The sequence below is a fragment of the Thermus composti genome (genome assembly GCF_014647535.1).
In the GTDB taxonomy this organism is placed as follows: domain Bacteria; phylum Deinococcota; class Deinococci; order Deinococcales; family Thermaceae; genus Thermus; species Thermus composti.
This window is the reverse complement of record NZ_BMPJ01000001.1, coordinates 47,771-64,227: the sequence shown is the minus strand read 5'-3', so window position 1 is coordinate 64,227 and position 16,457 is coordinate 47,771. Positions and strand designations below refer to the sequence as shown.

Sequence of the window (16,457 nt, the reverse complement as noted above, 5' to 3'; positions counted from 1 at the left end):
GCTAAACCTGGACCCCGCGGAGGTCGTAGACCTCCGCCTGGGTGATCCGGACCGGGATCCGGTCCCCCACCCGCACCGTGCCGTCGGTCTCCACGTAGACCACCCCGTCAATGCCCGGGGAGTCCCGGTAGGTGCGGCCCACGGCGAGGCCGGGCTCCAGGAGGTCGTCCACCAGGACCTCCAGGGTCTTGCCCACGAAGCGCCGGTTCTTCCTTAGGCTCACCCGGGCCTGGACCTCGAGGAGGCGGGCCTTGCGCTCCTCCTTCACCTCCTCGGGGACGTGGCCTTCCAGGCGGTTGGCCTCCGCCCCCTCCACCGGGGAGTAGGCGAAGACCCCCACCCGGTCCAGCTCCGCCTCCTCCAGGAAGTCCAGAAGGATCCTAAAGTCCTCCTCCGTCTCCCCGGGAAAGCCCACGATAAAGGTGGAGCGCACCGCGAGCTCGGGCACCACCTCCCGCCAGGCCTTCAGGGTCTTCAGGTGGCTTTGGTACCCCCCGGGGCGGCGCATGCGGCGGAGGATCCTCTCGGAAGCGTGCTGCAGGGGCACGTCCAGGTAGGGCAGGACCTTCCCCTCGGCCATGAGGGGGAGGAGGTCCTTAACGTGGGGGTAAGGGTAGACGTAGTGGAGGCGGATCCAGGCCCCAAGCTCGGCCATGTGGGCCAGGAGGTCCTTAAGCTCCGCCCGCACCAGGCGGTCCCCCCAGAAGCTTGCCCGGTGCCCGAGGTCCACCCCGTAGGCGGAGAGGTCCTGGGCGATGAGGAGGAGCTCCTTGGTGCCCGTGGCCACCAGCCTCGCTGCCTCGGCGAGCACGTCGGCGGCGTCCCGGGAGCGCAAGGGCCCCCGGAGCTTGGGGATGATGCAGAAGCTACACCGGTGGTCGCACCCCTCGGAAAGCTTCAGGTAGGCGTAGTGGCGGGGGGTGAGCTTGACCTGGGGGGGGATGAGGTCCAAGAAGGGGTCTCTGGGGGCGGGGAGGACCCTTTGCACCGCCTCCAGGACCCTTTCCACCTCCCCGGGACCCGTGACCTCCAGGACCTCGGGGTGGTTTTCCCGGATCTTCTCGGGGCGCGCCCCCAGGCAGCCGGTGACGATGACCCTGCCGTTTTCCCGCAAGGCCTCCCCGATGGCCTCGAGGCTCTCCTCCACCGCCTCGTTGATGAAGCCGCAGGTGTTGACGATGACGAGCTCGGCCTCCTGGTAGCTCGGGCTCGTCTCATACCCCAAGGCCTTGAGCCGGGAGAGGATCTGCTCGGAGTCCACCAGGGCCTTGGGGCACCCAAGGCTTACGAAACCGATCTTGGCCATAGCGCTCCTTAAGGGGCCCTCGCCCCAACAATCCCCCAGTATAGAAGCCTAGGGGCTTCCGAAGGTACGGGTTAAGGGAACGCCCGGCTCCCCCATGGGCCCCAGGTCCTTTCCCTCGAGGATGACCCGCACCGCCCCCGGGTTCCCGGCGCGCACCTCCACGGGCAGGTCAAAGGAAAGCTCCGCCCCCACCTCGGGGATCCCCTCGTAAAGCCTCTCCTCTCCCCGGCGCACCCTAAGCCAGCTCCGCCCCTCCAGCTTAAGGACCAGCTTGCCCGCCCCCCCCTCGGGCGGGGAAGCCTCGGGCTTGGGCAGGGGCTTGAGGGAGAAGGAGAGGTTCCGGTCCCGGTCTAAAACCACCTCGGCCTCAACGGGCTCAAACCCCTCCAGCTCCAGGCGCAAAAGCCGCCTGCCTCCCTCCACGGGCGGGGCCTCCAGGGGGGTCTGCCCCAGGTAGAACCCGTCCAGGTAGACCCGGGCTCCGGGGGGGGTGCTCACCACCCGCAGGCGGTAGCGCTCCGGGGGCTTGGGAGGTGGGGGGGCCACCTCCACCACCTGGGGAGGGGCGGGCCTCAGGGCCTGGAAAAGGAGGTAGCCGCCGAAAGCAAGAGGCAGGACTAGGAAGAGGAGGATCCAAAGCCAAGGGGCCTTCTTCTGGGGCTTGGCCTCGGGCGGCCTTGGCATGGAGCTTTGAGGGAAAAGGGCGAGGAGGGGCCCGGGGTCCAGGTCCAGGAGGTGGGCGTAGCGGCGCAGGTACCCCCGGGCGAGGGCGGGCTCGGGAAGGTCCTCAAAGCGGCAGGCCTCCAAGGCCTCGAGGACCTCCACCCGCAAGGCCAGGGCGCGGGCCGCCTCCTTGAGGCTGAGGCCCTTTTCCTCCCGGGCCGCTCTTAGCCTTTCCCCAAGCTCGCACACCGCCTATTCTATCCCGGAAAGGGCCAGGGCCACCCGGGCCGCCAGGCGGGCGTTTTCCAAAAGGAGCCTTTGGTTCACCCGGTCCGTCTCCCCTTGGGAAAGCTCGGAAAGCCTCCGGAGGAGGAAGGGGGTGAGGGCCTTGCCGTGGATCCCTTCCCGGGCCGCCCGGTGGGTGACCTCCTCCACCCAGGCCGCCACCTTCTCGTAGGGGAGGCCCTCCGAGACCGGGTTCACCAGCAAGACCGCCCCCAGGCCCAGGGCCTTAGCCTCGAGGAAGACCCGAGCCGCCTCCATAGGGGTGTCCACCCGGGCCGGCACCGGGAAGGGGGAGGCGGGGGAGAAAAAGGCGGGCAGGCGGTCCGTGCGGTAGCCCACCACGCTCACCCCCAGGGTCTCCAGGCGCTCCAGGGTGGCCTTTAGGTCCAGGATGGCCTTGGGGCCGCTACAGACCACCAGGATGGGGGCGCGGGCCAGGGCCCAGAGGTCGGCGCTCTCGTGGTAGGGCTCGGGATGAACCCCCCCGATCCCCCCGGTGGCGAAGACGGAGATCCCGTGGCGGTGGGCCAGGTGGAGAGTGGCCGCCACCGTGGTCCCGGCGCTTTTCCCCTGGGCGAGAAGGGCCGCCAGGTTCCAAAGGCTCGCCTTCTCCGCCCCCCCTTGGGCGAGGCTTTCCATCTCCTCCCGGGAAAGCCCCACCCGCACCTCTCCCTTCCAAAGGGCGATGGTCTTGGGGATGGCCCCCTCCTCCCGCACCGCCTCTTCCAGGGCCAAGGCCACCTGGAGGTTTAAGGGGTAGGGCAGGCCGTGGGTGAGGACCGCCGACTCCAAAGCCACCAAGGCTTCCGGCATGGGGCCACTATACCTCAGGCCAGGCCAAAACCTCCTCCCCGGCCCGAAGGCCGTGGAAGAGGAGGAGTTCAGGGGCGAGGCGAAGCTCCACCCCAAGCCCCTCCACGCCCACCACCTCTAGGCTAAACTCCCTGGCCCCCTTGACCCGCACCCGGGGGAAGGCCCCGTAGTGGGCCCGCCAGGCCTTGAGGAGGAGGGCCTCCACCTGGGCCCCCTTGCCGCCCAGGACCACCCGGAGCCTGGCGGTGCGGGGGATGCGGGGCTGGACCTCCACCAGGCGGAGCCGGGCCAGCTGCCCAAGCCGCCTAAGGACCTCCTCCAGGGAAAGCCCCTCCCCCGCCAGGTCCAAGGGGCTTTTTCCCGGACCCAAGGCCAAAAGGAGGGCGAGCTCCTCGGGGGCCAGGGTGCCCCGCAAGGCCTGGAGGCGGGGTGCGGGCCGCACCAGGTCAAAGGGGCCCACCTCCACCCTCTCGTCCAAACGCCGCACCGCCTCGAGGAGGTAGGCCTCCAAGGGGCCCTCGAGGCTCGTGAGGGGGGCCTTGGCCCCGAGGTGGAAGCGAAAAACCCCCTCCTTCAGGGCCAGGATCTCCAAAAGGGCCTCCTTCCCCACCTTCCCTCCGAAGCGGGCGTGGACGGGCCGGCCCCCCTCCAAATACACCTCCCCCGCCTCCCGGCCCTCCACGGCGAAAAGGCCCGTCCGCCTCCCCTGGGCCAGGAGCTGGAGGAGGTCTATGGGCCCTAGGAGGCGGAAATCACCCTCCATAACGCCCCCAGATACCCCTCGCCGAAGAAGTGGACGTGGGCCAGGAGGTAGTAGACCTGGTAGCGGGGAAGGGCCCTTTCCACCTCCTCGGGCACGGGGTAAAGGGCCCGGTAGGCCTCCCAGAAGGCCTTCGGGAACCCCCCGAAAAGCCGCATCATGGCCAGGTCCACCCCCCTTTCCCCCACGAAGAAAGAAGGGTCCAGGAGGGCCGGGCCTTCCCGGCTGAAGTAGACGTTCCCGTGCCAGAGGTCCCCGTGGAGGGGGGCGGGCCCCTCGGCGGGCAAGGGGTCTTGGAAGAGGGCCTCCACCTTGGGGCCAAGGCCCTGAAGCCGGTCCCAGGTGGCCTTAAGGAGGGGAAGGACGCACCGCTCGTAGAAGAAGGTGGTCCACTCCCCGCCCTCCCGCCCAGGAAGGGGGAAGGTGCCGAGGAAGCCAGGCTCGGCGCGGTAGGCCGCCTCCCGCCTCCGGTGGAGGGCCGCGAGCATCCGGGCCAGGCCCTCCCAGTCCTCGGGGCCCGGCTCCAGGTACTCCAGGACCAGGCCCTCCTCCCCCACCCAGTACACCCGGGGCACCCGCACCCCCCGCTCCTCCAAGGCCCAAAGCCCCTGGGCCTCGGCCTGGAAAAGCCCCCTCGGGGGGTTTGGGGCCAGCTTCACCGCATAGGGCCCCACCCGAAAGACCCGGGCCATATCCCCCCCGTGGAGGGGGAGGGCCGGGCCCTGGGCGCTAAGCCCGGCCTTCCGGAGAAGGCTTAACGGGTCCATGGGCCTCGAGGAAGGCCTTAAGGGCCTCCTCCAGGGTCCAGTAAACCTCCCGGAAGTCCTGGAGGTCCCCGTAGTAAGGGTCTTGGACCTCTCCCCCGCCCAAGAAGTCCAGGACCAGGCGCACCTTGCCCCGGGCCTCGGGGAAGCGCCTCAAGACCTCCTCCAGGTTCTCCCGGTCCATGACCAGGATGTGATCGTACGCCTGGACGTCCTCCCGGCTTAGCCTCCGGGCCACGTGGGGGAAGTAGGCCCCCTCCTCCTCCAGAACCCGCCTCGCCCGGGGGTCCATGGGCTCGCCCACGTGCCAGGCCCCGGTCCCCGCCGAGTCCACCTCAAAGAAGGCCTCGAGGCCCCGCTCCTTGAGGAGCTTGCGGAAGATGCCCTCGGCCATGGGGCTACGGCAAATGTTGCCCAGGCAGACGAAAAGGACGCGGATGGGGCGGTCCATGCCTCCCATCATAGCCCCCCTCCTTTTCCTTGGGGTATTTAGTAGGGAAGCTCCGCCCCCACCTCCGTCCCCCTCCCCGGCTCCGAGGCTACCCAGAACCGCCCGCCCCGGGCCTCCACCCTCTCGCGCATCTGGGTGAGGCCAAACCCTCCAAGCCCTTGGGCCTCGGGGGCGGAAAAACCCCGGCCGTTGTCCCGCACGAGGAGCCTTGCCCCCCGCTCCCCTAAAGGCTCCAAGACCACCTCCACCCGGGTGGGCCTTGCGTGCTTGGCGGCGTTAGTGAGGGCCTCCTGGAGGACCCGGAAGAGGACCAGCTCGCTGGCCTGGCTCAGGCCCACCGCCTCGGGAAGGGAGAGGGCCACCCGGAACCCCGCCTGCTCGGCGAAGGCCTGGGCGTAACGGCGCAGGGACTCCAAAAAGCCGTAGCGCTCCAGGTCTATGGGCCTTAGGGCGAAGATGCTCCGGCGCACCTCCCGGATCTGGGCCCTCAGGGTCTCCCGCACCTCGGCCAGGGCCCTTAGGGCCGCCTCCCGGTCCTTGGAAAGAAGCCTTTCCACCAGGTCCAGCTTCAAGGCCATGAAGGCGAGGCTTTGGGCCAGGCCATCGTGGATCTCCCGGGCGATGCGGGTGCGCTCCTCGTTGATGGCGAGCTCCTCCGCCTTCAGGTAGGCCTGGGCGTTCCGCACCGCCAGGGCCACCTGGGAGGCCAGGAAGGAGAGGAAGGGGATCCTTCGGGAAAGCCCCTTCCCCTTAAGGACCAAAACCCCCACCGGCTCCCGGGCCTTCAAGGGGAGGGCCAGGACCCCCTCCTCCACGAAGACCGGGCCTTCCAAGGCCCCCTTCCAGGGCCCCTCGGGGAGGAAGGGATGGCCCGGGAGGGAAAACCCCTGGGCCACCCGGGGGACCAGAAACCCCTCCTCGTCCAAGAGGAGGACCCCGCCCCCCTCGGCCTCGGCCCAGGAGCGGATCTTTTCCAGGAGGCCCTCCAGAAGCCGGTCCAGGTTGGCCTCGGCCTTCAGGGCCTGGTTCACCTCAAAGAGGGTGAGGAGGTCCCGGCTCCGGGCCACCACCGACTGGAGGGCCCCCGCCACCTCGTGGGCCAGGACCTCCAGAAAAGCCCGCTCGGGGGCCGGGGGGCAGGCCTCCAGGTACCCCTTGAGACCGGGGAGGTCCACCCGCACCCCCCCGCACCCCTCCCCCGAGCGCACCCCCTCGGCCTCGAGGGCCACGGGGTAGCCGAGGGTCTCCTCCAAGGCCCGGGCGATCCTTTGGAGGGCCTCCTCCAGGTTCTCGCTTTCCAAGGCCTCGCGGAAGATCCGCCCCGAGGCGAGAAGCCTGCGGTTGGCCTCCTCCAGGGCCCTTTCCGCCCGGTCCTTCTCCAGGACCTCCTGGGCGATCCATTCCAAAACGGCGTAGGTGACCAGGGGCCCCACCAGGCCGTAGAAGCCTAGGCGGAGCCAGAAGAGGGCGCTGGTGTGATCAAAGGGGGAAAGGGCGAGCTCAAAGGCCACCACCACCAGGGCGATGGCTGGGGGCAAAAACTTCTGGGCCAGGCGGACCAGGCGGTAGACGCTGTGGCTAGCCATCCTTCTTCCCCTGGGCGAAGCGGCTTTGGTGGAGAAGCCCCCGGAGCATCTGCACTTCTCCCGGGGTGAGCCGGGCCTTGTGGAAGATGCGCCTCAGGCGGCGCATGGCGTAGGGGTAGCGGTTCTCATCGGTGAAGCCGATCTCCAGGATGTAGCGGCCCAGGTCCTGGAAAAAGCCCTCCAAAGCCTCCACCTCCGCCAAGTCCTCCCCGGCCCGCCACTCCTGCCGGAGGGCCTCCTTGTAGAGCTCGTAGGCGAAGACCACCACCGCCTGGGCCAGGTTCAAGGAGGGCTGCTCAGGGGCGGCGGGGATGGTGCCGATGAGGTGGGCGGGCTCCAACTCCTCGTTGGTGAGGCCAAAGGTCTCCCGGCCGAAGACCAGGGCCACCTCTCCCTTCACCCTTAGGACGTGCCCGGGCACCTCCCAGGCCGGGACCACCGGGGCGGGGTAGACCTCCCGAGGCCTCCCGGTGGTGGCCACCACGAAGGCCACCCCCTTTAGGGCCTCCTCCAGGCTGGACACGGCCACCGCCCGCTCCAAAACCTCTTCGGCGTGGACGGCAAGCCAGTAAGCCTCCTTGGCCCAGGGGGGGCCCACCCGGGGCGGGGGGTTGACCACGTAAAGCCGGGAAAGCCCGAAGTTGCGCATGGCCCGGGCCACCGCCCCCAGGTTCATGGGCTCCTGGGGCTCCACCAAGACGATGCGCACCCGGCTCAGGTCAGGGCGTCGTTCCATGGGGTTCCTCCATTTGGGAAGGGGCCTCCTCCGGGAAGGGCACCTGGCCCTCGGGGAACCACATCTCCACCCCTTGAGGGGAAGGCCTTCCCGTGAGGAGGTCCACCCGGGCCTTTACAAGCCCAGGAGGCGGGGAGAAGTCCCCTGCGGGACGGCCCCTTAGGGCCTCGGCCACGAAAGCCCGCCAGATGGGGGGGTTGACCACGGAGCTAGAGGGCTCCCTTCCCCCCATCCTCAGGGGCTGGTTGTCGTCCCGTCCCACCCAGACCACGGCGGAAAGCCCCCGGGTCACCCCGGCGAACCAGAGGTCCCGGGCCTCGTTGGTGGTGCCCGTCTTCCCCCCCACCACCCGGCCCGGGATCCGGGCCCCCTTGGCGAGGCCCTTCTCCCCCAGGTCGTAGATGTATCCCTTGAGGAGGTCCCACCCCTGGTAGGCCACCTGGGGGCTAAAGAGGCGGCGCCTCTGGGGATAGGCCTCGTAGAGAACCCGGCCCTCGGCGTCCTCCACCCGCTTCACGTAAAGGGGGGTCACCCGGTAGCCCCCGTTGACGAAGGCGGCGTAGGCGGCGGCCAGGTTCACAGGGGTGATGGAAGCCCCCCCGATGGCGATGGCCAGGGTGGGGTACCTGACCACGAAGCCGGCCTGGGCGAGCTTCTCGGCCACCCGCTGGATCCCGATGGCGTTCGCCGTGTAAACGGCGGGAAGGTTTAGGGAGAGGTCCAGGGCGTAGCGGAGGGTGATCTCCCGGCTCAAAAACCTCCCGGAGAAGTTCTTGGGCCGCCAAACCCCTCCGGGCTGGCTCGGGTCGGGGAACTCCAGGGGACGGTCGGGGACCAAGGTGGCCTGGGTCCAGCCCGCCTCGAGGGCGGTGGCGTAAACGAAGGGCTTCACCGCGCTCCCCGGGTTCCGGAGGGCCCGGGTGGCCCGGTTGTACTGGTCGTTTTCCCGCCGCACCCCGCCCACCAAGGCCAAAACCTCCCCGGTTTCGGGGTCCAGGCCCACGAGGGCCAGGTCCGCTCCCTCGGGGAGGCGGGCCTCCCGGGCCGCCCTTTCGGCGGCCTGCTGCATTCCGGGGTCCAAGGTGGTGTAGACCCGGAGCCCTCCTTCGCCGTAGACCTTCTCCTTACCGAAGCGCTCCTCCAGAAAGCGGCGCACCTCCAGAACGAAGTGGGAGGCCATGCGGAAGTCCACCTGCCTGAGGATGCGGGCCTCCGGGTCCACCAGCCGGGCCTCGAGGAGGTTCCCCTCCCCGTCGTAGCGGGCCTGCCACCCCTTGGGCACCAAAGGTTCCCGCCAGGAGGCCTCGGCCACCTCCCGGCTCACCCAGCCTTCCGCCACCATCTCGTCCAGGAGGCGGCGCATCCTTTCCCGCACCCCCTTCAGGTCCTGGTAGCGGGCGTTGGGGGCAGGGATGAGGGAGGCCAAATAGAGCCCTTCCGCCAGGCTTAGGGCCGCCGGGTCCTTGCCGAAGTAGGCCTCCGCCGCCCCCTTGATCCCCACGGCGTTCCCCCCCCAGGGGACCACGTTCAGGTACATCTCCAGGATCTCTTTCTTGGTGTAGCGCCGTTCTAGCTCCAAGGCCAAGGCCCACTCCTTCACCTTCCGCTCCAGGGTGCGGACCTGGGCCAGCTCCCTGAGGAGGGTGTTCTTGATGACCTGGGTGGTGATGGTGCTTCCTCCCTGGAGATCCCCCTGGAGGATGGCCCAAAGGGCTCCCAGAAGGCGCACCGGATCCAGGCCGTAGTGCTGAAAGAAGCGGCGGTCCTCGGAGAAGACGATGGCCGCCACCGCCGCCGGGGAGACCTCACTTAGGCGCACCAGGCTCCGGTGGATGGCCCGCCCCTCCTCCACGCTGGCGATCTGGGCGAGGAGGGTGCCGTCCCGGGCGTAGAGGGTGGAGGTGGCGGTGAGGCGCAGGCGCTCAAACTGGGAAAGATCGGGGAGGTTACGGGTGTAGGCGTAGACCAGATAGCCCAACCCCAACCCCGACCCGGTCCCCAGGCCGGCCAGAAGGAAGAGGAAAAGGCGCAGCGCCCGCACGCCCACCAGTTTACCCAAGGGCCGAGGAAAGGCCCAGGAAGTGGAAAAGCTTCTCCCGGCTTAGGGGTTTCTCTATGGCGACCACCCGGACCACCTCCGCGGTGGCGCGAAGCCGCTCGGAAGGAGGGATCAGAACGGCCAAGGGCACCTCCTTAAGGCGGCGCACGTGGCGGATACGGGCAGCCACGGCGAAGGGGTCCAGGTCCAAATCGGTGTCCAAAAGGATATAGCGGGGGGTGTGGTCCTTAAGCCAGAAAAGCCCCTCCCGGGCCAGGTCAAAATGGCGAAAAGAAAGTTTCTGCTCCGAGAGTACCAGGTCCACGTAGGCCCTTAAGGCCTCGTTTCGGGTCAGGAGAAGGAGACCGGGGAACGGCTCCGCCACAGGGCCAGCTTACCCGGCCTTGGCAAAAAACCTGTGAAAAAGAAAGAATGGCTGGGGCGGGTGGACTCGAACCACCACCGGCGGATCCAAAGTCCGCTGTCCTGCCGTTAGACGACGCCCCAGCGAAGGGCCGAAGGCCCAGAGGGGATTTTAGCCCAACGAACGGGCCCAGGTCAAACCACCCAGACCTAGGCGCTAAAGAGGACATAGATCACGTCCCCGTCCTGGACCTCGTAGTCCTTGCCCTCGAGGCGCACCCAGCCCCTTTCCTTGGCCCTGGCCCACCCCCCGGCCTCCACCAGCCTGTCCCAGGGGATGACCTCGGCCCGGATGAAGCCCCGCTCCATGTCCGAGTGGATCTCCCCGGCGGCCTCGGGAGCCTTGGTGCCCCGGCGCACGGTCCAGGCCCGCACCTCCTTCTCCCCGGCGGTGAAGAAGGTGATGAGCCCCAAGGCGGCGTAGCCCGCCCGGGCCAGGCGCTGTAGCCCGCTTTCCTTCAGGCCATAGGCGGAAAGGAGCTCCTTGGCCTCCTCCGGGGGAAGCTCGGCGAGCTCCGCCTCGAGGCGGGCGGAAACCACCACAAACCCCGCCCCTTCCGCCAAAGCCTTTTCCCGCACCGCCCGGACGTGGGGGTTCCCCTCCCCCTCGGGCAGGTCCTCCTCGGCCACGTTGGCCACGTAGATCACCGGCTTGGCGGTGAGGAGGGGGGTTTCCTTGAGGAAGCGGGCCAGTTCCTCGGAAGGGGGGAAGGTGCGGGCGGGCTTTCCCGCCTGGAGGTGGGCGTAGAGGCTTTCCGCCGCCTCCAAGAGGGGAAGCTTTTCCCGGTCGGCCCTAGCCTCCTTCCTCAGGCGCTCCAAGCGCCTTTCCAGGGTGGAAAGGTCGGCCAAAAGGAGCTCCGTCTCCACCACCTCCGCGTCCTCCAAGGGGTCCACCCGGCCCATGACGTGGACCACCTCGGGGTCGGGAAAGCACCGGAGGACGTGGGCGATGGCCGCCACCTCGCGGATGTGGGCCAAAAACTGGTTGCCCAAGCCCTCCCCCTTGTGGGCCCCCTTGACGAGCCCGGCGATGTCCACGAACTCCACGTGGGTGGGGACCACAGGCGGAACCCTTTCCCCCTTGGCGAAGACCTTCTGCAGGGCGTAAAGCCGCTCGTCCTCCAGGGGCACCACCCCCACGTTCTTGTCTATGGTGGCGAAGGGGTAGTTGGCGGCCAGGGCGTTCGCCCGGGTCAGGGCGTTGAAAAGGGTGGACTTGCCCACGTTGGGTAGACCTACGATTCCCACGGCAAGCATCTTCGGACCTCAAAAAAAGCCCCAAGCGGGGCCTCTTTCCATCCTATCACGGGGCCTCGGTATGATGGCAGGGTATGGACCTCGCCCCCTACATTGACCACACCCTCCTCAAGCCCACGGCCACCCCGGAGGAGGTGGCGAAGGCGGCAGAGGAGGCGCTGGAGTACGGCTTTTATGGCCTCTGCATCCCCCCCTCCTACGTGGGGTGGGTGCGGGCCCGCTACCCCCATGCGCCCTTCCGCCTGGTGACGGTGGTGGGCTTCCCCTTGGGCTACCAGGAGATGGAGGCGAAGGCCCTGGAGGCCAGTCTGGCCTACGCCCGCGGGGCCCAAGAGATAGACATGGTGATCCACCTGGGCAGGGCTTCGGCGGGGGACCTGGCCTACGTGGAGAGGGAAGTCCAGGCCGTGCGCCAGGCCGTGCCCCAGGCGGTGCTCAAGGTGATCCTGGAAACGGGGTACTTCTCCCCCGAGGCCCTGGAGGGCCTGGCGGAGACCGCCATCCGGGGCGGGGCGGACTTCCTCAAGACCTCCACGGGCTTCGGCCCCCGGGGGGCGAGCCTCGAGGACGTGGAGCTCCTCGTCCGGGTGGCCCAAGGCCGGGCCCAGGTGAAGGCGGCAGGGGGGATCCGCACCCGGGAGATGGCCCTAAAGCTCCTGGAGGCCGGGGCCACGCGGCTTGGCACCTCCAGCGGGGTGGCCCTGGTGGCGGGGGAAGGAGGGAACCTTGGGTACTAGGAGGCGCCGGGGCAGGAAGACCATCGCCGGGCTTCCCGGCTACCTCCTCCTTTTGGTCCTCCTCCTGGTCTGGCTCTTCCAGGAGCTCCGGCCCGGCCCCGCCCCGGCCCCCCCGGAGGCGGGCTCGGCCGAGGTCTACTTCATGCCGGAGGAAGGGAAACGGGCCAAGGCCCGCCTAATTGCCCTCATGGACGGGGCTAAAGAAAGCCTCGAGGGGGCCTTCTACGAGTTCCGCGACCTGGAGATCGCCCACGGCCTCCTAAGGGCGAAAGCCCGGGGCGTGAGGGTGCGGCTTTACGGGGAAAGCGACTACCGGGAGGACTTCCGCCGCTACCTGGTGGCGGCCGCTTTGGGCCAGGAACGGGAACCCCCCCGCGTCGGGTTCGCCCAGCTCCGGGAAGGGGTCAGGCCCCTCTCCGCAGACTGCGAGGAAATCGTGGGCATCCCCATCTGCTACGACGAGGGGGAGGGGTTCATGCACCACAAGTTCCTGGTGGTGGACGGGAAGGCCCTTTGGACGGGAAGCACCAACATGACCTGGAACGCCTTCGCCCGCAACAACGAAAACAGCCTCCTCCTCCCCTCCCCCACCCTGGCCCAAGGCTACGCCCGGGAGTTTTCCGCCCTTTTCGGGGGCGAAAAGCGGGGCCTAGGCCAGCCCGTGGCCTTCGCCCTGGAAGGGGTGGAAGGGGTGGCCTACTTCAGCCCCAAAGGAGGGGCGCTTGCCCGGAAGGCCATCCTGGAACGCCTCGCCCAGGCCCGAAGGGAGGTCTTAGTGGCGGCCTTCGTCCTCACCGACCGGGAAATCCTAAGGGCCCTCCTCGAGGCCCAAGGGCGGGGCGCCGCGGTGCGGGTCCTCCTGGAAAGCAGAAACCTCGGAAGCAGCCGGGAAGAAACCCTCCTTAAGGGGAAGGTCCCCGTGCGCCAGGACGCCAACCCCTACACCATGCACCACAAGGTCATGGTCCTGGACGGGGAATGGGTCATCACGGGAAGCTACAACTTCTCCGCCCGGGCCTACCAGGTGAACAACGAGAACCTCCTCGTGCTCAAAAGCCCGAGCCTGGCGGAGCGCTACCGGAAGGAGGTGCTAAGGCTTTGGGAAGCGGGCAAACCCCTTTAGTCCTGGCCTCGGGAAGCCCCAGGCGGAAGGCCCTCCTCGAGGCCTTGGGCTACCCCCTAAAGGTGGTGGTCCCCGGGGTGGCCGAGGAGGACCTGGCCCTACCCCCTCAAGAACTCGCCCGGGCCCTGGCCCGGCGCAAAGGGGAGGCGGTGGAGGGGGAATGGGTTTTGGCGGCGGACACGGTGGTGGACCTGGACGGGGAGGTCCTCGGCAAGCCCAAGGACCCGGAGGAAAATCGCCGCTTCCTCGGGCGCCTCTCGGGAAGGGCCCACCTGGTGCACACCGCCTTCTACCTCCGCACCCCAAAGGGGGTGGTGGAGGAGGTGCACACGGCCAAGGTCTTCTTTCGGCCGCTTTCCGAGGAGGAGATCGCCTGGTACGTGGACAGCGGCGAGGGCCTGGACAAGGCGGGGGGCTACGGGGCGCAAGGGCTCGGCATGGCCCTCTTGGAGCGGGTGGAGGGGGACTTCTACACCGTGGTGGGCCTCCCCGTCTCCCGGGTCTTCGCCCTCCTTTGGGAAAGGGGGTTTAGGCCGTGAGGGAAGGGGTCCTCCGGCGCGCCCTCGGCCTTGCCCTCCTGGCCCTGGGGCTAAGCCTTTCCGCCCTCACCCGTCCCCTGGCCCCGGAGGTGAGCCTCTCCCTCTCCCCCCTCACCGCCCCCCTCACCGCCCTGGGCCACCGCCTGGGGCAGAACCTCCGGGCGGGGCTTTCGGTCCTTGCCAACCGGCGCGACCTCTACCGGGAAAACCAAGCCTTAAGGGAGGAGGTGGCGGCCCTCAGGGCGGAAAACCTGCGCCTAAAAGAGGAGGTGGCCCGCCTCACCCGGGCCCTGGAAGTACGCCAGGCCCAGGCCCCCGGGGTGGTGGCCGTGGCCCCGGTGGTGGGGGAGGACGTCTCGGGGCTTTACCGCCGCCTCATCCTAGGCCTTGGGGAGCGGGACGGGCTCCGGGTGGGCATGCCCGTCACCACCCCCCAGGGCCTGGTGGGCCTGGTGGTGGCGGTGGAGGAAAGGCGGGCCCTGGTGCGCACCCTTTTGGACCCGGAAAGCCAGGTGGGGGTGCGCCCCCAAGGGGGGCGGGGCCGTGGGGTGGCCCGGGGAAGCCCGCCGGACCGGCTTTTGGCCGAGTTCCCCCCCTCGGTCTCCCTGGCCCCGGGGGAGCTTTTGGTGACGGGGGCCCAGCTCGGCCTCTTCCCCGACGGCCTCCCCGTGGGCCGGGTGGAACGGGTGGAGCGGGCCCAGGGCGGGCTTAAGCTCAGGGCCTGGGTCAGGCCCTTGGTGGACCTCTCCCTGGTGGAAGAGGTGGTGGTGCTCCGGCCCCTATGACGCTCCTCGCTCTCCTCCTCGCCCTCTTCCTCTCCGGGCTTCTCGGGGCCCTCTGGCCCCAGGGCCTCATGGGCCCCGACCTCTTCCTGGTCCTCACCCTCCTCCTGGTCCAGGGGCGCCCCTACTACCTGGGCCTGCCCCTGGCCTTCGCCTTGGGGCTTCTCCAGGACCTTTTGGGCTTCGGCCTCTTAGGGCTTCACGCCACCGGGCTCCTTTTGGCCGCCTACGCCTACGGCGCCGCCTCGAGGCGCCTTGCCGCCTGGGAGGCTGGGCAGGCGGGGGCCTTCGCCTTCGCCTTCGGGGCCAAGTGGCTCGGCTATTTCCTGGTGGCCTACTGGCTCCGCCTGGACCTCCCCCCTCTCTGGCCCGGGGACCTCGTCCTGGAGGGCCTCTTCACCCTGCCCTTCTTCCTCCTGGCCCTGCGCCTTCTACATAGGGACAAGGCGCCATGACCCCGCGGCTTTACGCCCTCATGGCCTTCTTCCTTCTGGCCTTCGGCCTGCTTGGCCTGAGGGCCTGGCAGCTCCAGGTGCTGGAGCACGAGAAGTACGCCTTGCGGAGCCAGGGAAACTACCTGAAGACCGAGGGCATTCCCGCCCCCAGGGGAAGGATTTTAGACCGGAAGGGCCGGGTTATCGCCCAGGACCGGCTGGTGGTGGACCTGGTCTACGAGGGAGGCGAGGTGGCCTTTAAGGAAAGGCTCCTCCCCCTTTTGGGGCTCAAGGAGCTTCCCCAGGTGAAGGAGCCCACGGTCCTCAAGGCGGGGGTGCCGGAGCACCTCCTGCCCACGTTGGCCGAGCTCACCGCCGGGCAGAAGAACCTGTACCTGAAGGAGCGGATTGAGCGCTTCTACCCAAACCCCATCTCCGGGCCCGTCCTAGGCTACGTGCTCCAGGCCAACGCCGAGCAGGTAAAAAGGGGGTATAGCCCCGACGAGCAGGTGGGCCAGGCGGGCCTCGAGGCCGCCCTCGAGCCTTACCTGAGGGGCAAGCGGGGGGTTAGGGCGGTGGAGGTGAACGTGCGGGGGGAGCGCCTCCGGGAAACCGTACTGGAGGAACCCACCCCGGGCCAGGACGTGGTCCTCACCCTGGACCTAGAGCTGCAAAAGGCGGCGGAAAGGGCCCTAGAGGAGGCCCTGGCCGACATCAACGCCGGAAGGCGCCTTAACGGCCTCCCCGAGGAAAGGCGGGCCAAGGGGGCCATCGTGGCCTTGGACCCCACCACGGGGGAGGTCCTGGCCATGGCCAGCGCCCCTTCCTTTGACCCCAACCTCTTCGCCCAGCGCCCCGTGCCCAAGGAGGTGCAGACCCTCCTCCAGGACAAGGACCTCCCCCTCCTCAACCGCGCCCTCCAGCCCTACACCCCCGGCTCCACCTTCAAGCTGGCCACCAGCTACGCCCTCCTGGAGGAGGGCTATGTGACCCCGGCGACCACCTACCGCTGCAGCCCCTACATCGTCTTCGGCGGCCAGGTGCGGCGCAACTGGGCAAGCCGGGATATGGGCCCCATGACCGTGAGGGAAGCCATCGCCTGGAGCTGCAACACCTGGTACTACCAGGCGGTGGCCCAGGACCCCTTAGGGGTGGTGGACCGGCTGGCGAGGCGGGCGAAGCTTTTGGGCCTGGGCGAGCCCACAGGACTAGAGGTGGCGGAAAAAACCGGCCTCCTCCCCACCCGGGAGTGGAAGCGAAAAGCCCTGGACGAGCCCTGGTACCCCGGGGAGACCCTCTCCGTGGCCATCGGCCAGGGAGCCGTCCTCGCCACCCCCGCCCAGATCGCCCGGATGCTGGCCACCATCGCCACCGGGGGCGATAAGCCCACCCTCCACCTGGTGAAGGCCATCGGGGGCGTTCCCGTAAAGCCCCAATGGGAAAAAGTCCCAGGCCGGTACTGGAAGGTCCTCCAGGAAGGCCTAAGGAAGACGGTCACCGAGGGCACGGCCCGGCACGTGCTGGGAGACTTCCCCGTGCCCACGGGGGGCAAAACGGGCACCGCCGAGACCCCGGGCAAGCGCCGGGGCCTGGAACACGCCTGGTACATGGGCTACGGCCCCACCGACGGGAGCCCCTACCCGCCCCTCGTCGTGGTGGCCTTCTTTGAGAACGGCGGGGAAGGAAGCCGGGTGGCCCTGCCGGCGGTGCGCAAGGTGATGGAGGCCTACTGGAAGGTGAAGGACCGTTAGAATGGCCCT

The 16,457-nt window shown here is 68.8% G+C and carries 17 protein-coding genes and 1 tRNA gene; 6 read left to right on the top strand and 12 right to left on the bottom strand.

The window, feature by feature from the left end; all coding sequences use genetic code 11:
- Position 1: 1 nt before the first annotated feature.
- The 12 genes from rimO to ychF form a co-directional block, all read right to left on the bottom strand.
- Positions 2–1,306, bottom strand: a complete 1,305-nt coding sequence (rimO, locus tag IEX93_RS00310) for a 30S ribosomal protein S12 methylthiotransferase RimO (RefSeq protein ID WP_188845245.1) — start codon at positions 1,304–1,306, stop codon at positions 2–4.
- 48 nt (positions 1,307–1,354) lie between these two features.
- On the bottom strand, positions 1,355–2,218 hold the full coding sequence (locus IEX93_RS00305) for a RodZ domain-containing protein (RefSeq protein WP_188845243.1): 864 nt from the start codon (positions 2,216–2,218) through the stop codon (positions 1,355–1,357).
- Positions 2,219–2,221: 3 nt separating this feature from the next.
- The gene (locus tag IEX93_RS00300; protein ID WP_188845241.1) at positions 2,222–3,067 is read right to left on the bottom strand and encodes a pseudouridine-5'-phosphate glycosidase; all 846 of its coding nucleotides are present in this window, start codon (positions 3,065–3,067) and stop codon (positions 2,222–2,224) included.
- A 7-nt stretch (positions 3,068–3,074) separates the two neighbouring features.
- The gene (locus tag IEX93_RS00295) at positions 3,075–3,830 is read right to left on the bottom strand and encodes a DUF4388 domain-containing protein (RefSeq protein WP_188845239.1); all 756 of its coding nucleotides are present in this window, start codon (positions 3,828–3,830) and stop codon (positions 3,075–3,077) included.
- Positions 3,806–4,594: a fructosamine kinase family protein gene (locus IEX93_RS00290; protein WP_188845237.1), complete on the bottom strand. Its 789-nt coding sequence runs from the start codon at positions 4,592–4,594 to the stop codon at positions 3,806–3,808. Before IEX93_RS00290 ends, IEX93_RS00295 begins: the two co-directional genes overlap by 25 nt.
- Positions 4,557–5,042 (bottom strand): low molecular weight protein-tyrosine-phosphatase, encoded by a 486-nt coding sequence (locus IEX93_RS00285; protein WP_188845235.1) that lies wholly within the window; start codon positions 5,040–5,042, stop codon positions 4,557–4,559. The genes IEX93_RS00290 and IEX93_RS00285 overlap by 38 nt, the downstream gene beginning before the upstream one ends.
- Positions 5,043–5,080: 38 nt before the next feature.
- Positions 5,081–6,628 (bottom strand): sensor histidine kinase, encoded by a 1,548-nt coding sequence (locus IEX93_RS00280; protein ID WP_188845233.1) that lies wholly within the window; start codon positions 6,626–6,628, stop codon positions 5,081–5,083.
- Positions 6,621–7,364, bottom strand: a complete 744-nt coding sequence (locus IEX93_RS00275; RefSeq protein WP_229906059.1) for an RNA methyltransferase — start codon at positions 7,362–7,364, stop codon at positions 6,621–6,623. The genes IEX93_RS00280 and IEX93_RS00275 overlap by 8 nt, the downstream gene beginning before the upstream one ends.
- Entirely contained in the window at positions 7,348–9,411 is a 2,064-nt protein-coding gene (locus tag IEX93_RS00270; RefSeq protein WP_188845437.1) for a transglycosylase domain-containing protein, read from the bottom strand. Before IEX93_RS00270 ends, IEX93_RS00275 begins: the two co-directional genes overlap by 17 nt.
- Before the next feature lie 4 nt (positions 9,412–9,415).
- The gene (locus tag IEX93_RS00265; RefSeq protein WP_188845231.1) at positions 9,416–9,787 is read right to left on the bottom strand and encodes a response regulator; all 372 of its coding nucleotides are present in this window, start codon (positions 9,785–9,787) and stop codon (positions 9,416–9,418) included.
- 48 nt (positions 9,788–9,835) lie between these two features.
- A tRNA-Gln gene (locus IEX93_RS00260) sits at positions 9,836–9,909 on the bottom strand.
- A 66-nt stretch (positions 9,910–9,975) separates the two neighbouring features.
- Positions 9,976–11,082 (bottom strand): redox-regulated ATPase YchF, encoded by a 1,107-nt coding sequence (gene ychF, locus IEX93_RS00255; RefSeq protein ID WP_188845229.1) that lies wholly within the window; start codon positions 11,080–11,082, stop codon positions 9,976–9,978.
- A 74-nt stretch (positions 11,083–11,156) separates the two neighbouring features.
- Here ychF and deoC point away from each other — a divergent pair, with 74 nt between their 5' ends.
- From deoC to mrdA, 6 genes are read left to right on the top strand one after another with little or no spacing between them, the layout of a single operon-like run.
- Positions 11,157–11,819 carry a deoxyribose-phosphate aldolase gene (gene deoC, locus IEX93_RS00250; protein ID WP_188845227.1) on the top strand — a complete coding sequence of 221 codons (663 nt, stop codon included), beginning with the start codon at positions 11,157–11,159 and terminating at the stop codon, positions 11,817–11,819.
- Positions 11,809–12,942 carry a phospholipase D-like domain-containing protein gene (locus tag IEX93_RS00245; protein WP_188845225.1) on the top strand — a complete coding sequence of 378 codons (1,134 nt, stop codon included), beginning with the start codon at positions 11,809–11,811 and terminating at the stop codon, positions 12,940–12,942. Before deoC ends, IEX93_RS00245 begins: the two co-directional genes overlap by 11 nt.
- Positions 12,918–13,481: a Maf family protein gene (locus IEX93_RS00240; protein ID WP_188845223.1), complete on the top strand. Its 564-nt coding sequence runs from the start codon at positions 12,918–12,920 to the stop codon at positions 13,479–13,481. The genes IEX93_RS00245 and IEX93_RS00240 overlap by 25 nt, the downstream gene beginning before the upstream one ends.
- Positions 13,478–14,266 (top strand): rod shape-determining protein MreC, encoded by a 789-nt coding sequence (gene mreC, locus IEX93_RS00235; RefSeq protein ID WP_188845222.1) that lies wholly within the window; start codon positions 13,478–13,480, stop codon positions 14,264–14,266. Before IEX93_RS00240 ends, mreC begins: the two co-directional genes overlap by 4 nt.
- A complete protein-coding gene (locus IEX93_RS00230) occupies positions 14,263–14,718 on the top strand; it encodes a rod shape-determining protein MreD (protein WP_188845220.1) in 456 nt (151 codons plus the stop codon). Before mreC ends, IEX93_RS00230 begins: the two co-directional genes overlap by 4 nt.
- The gene (mrdA, locus tag IEX93_RS00225; RefSeq protein WP_188845218.1) at positions 14,715–16,448 is read left to right on the top strand and encodes a penicillin-binding protein 2; all 1,734 of its coding nucleotides are present in this window, start codon (positions 14,715–14,717) and stop codon (positions 16,446–16,448) included. Before IEX93_RS00230 ends, mrdA begins: the two co-directional genes overlap by 4 nt.
- Positions 16,449–16,457: the final 9 nt, after the last annotated feature.